At 67.9% G+C, this 598-nt stretch carries 1 protein-coding gene; it reads right to left on the bottom strand.

What is annotated here, in order from left to right:
- Positions 1–598, bottom strand: a 598-nt coding sequence (locus IZR01_RS49470) for an acyl-CoA carboxylase biotin carboxyl carrier protein subunit (RefSeq protein ID WP_369125532.1), incomplete at both ends; no start/stop codon positions are given.

Genomic DNA, 598 nt, shown 5'->3' with positions numbered 1-598 from the left:
CCTCGGACGACGGCTGCGCGGTGCCAGACGTGCCAGACGTGTCGCCTTCGGAGTCCTCGTCCTCGACGATCTGCTCCAGCCGCATCAGCGGAGCGCCAGTCTCCACCTGGCTGCCGACAGTGACCGCCAGCTCCCTCAACCGGGCCTTGAACGGCGCACGCAGCACCGTCTCCATCTTCATCGACTCCAGCACCACCACCGGCGCACCAGCCTCGGCCTCATCCCCCACCGCCAACGGCGTAGCGATCACCAACGCCGGAGCCGGGGAACGAACCACACCACCCTCATCCCGACTCACCCGATGCGTGACACCATCCACCTCCACCTGATGCACCGAGCCGTGGGTAGCGGTCAACAACCGGAACCGCTCACCGTTGACCACGATCAGGCCGGTGTGCCGATCGAACCGGTCCAATACGACGTCAGCGGTCCGCGCCGGGCCCTGCCCGGCCTCGCCGGCCTCGATACCCACCCGGAACCGGGACGCGCCGACCTGCGCCACCCGCACCCGGTAACCCACACCACGCAACTTCAAATCCAACGGCCGACCCGACTCATGCTGCACCTGCGGACGCCCACCAGAGGCAGTAGCCAACAG

Origin of the sequence: Catenulispora pinisilvae (genome assembly GCF_015356865.1) — a bacterium.
In the GTDB taxonomy this organism is placed as follows: domain Bacteria; phylum Actinomycetota; class Actinomycetes; order Streptomycetales; family Catenulisporaceae; genus Catenulispora; species Catenulispora pinisilvae.
The sequence above is the reverse complement of the archived record's forward strand: the minus strand, read 5'-3'. Positions and strand labels throughout refer to the sequence as shown.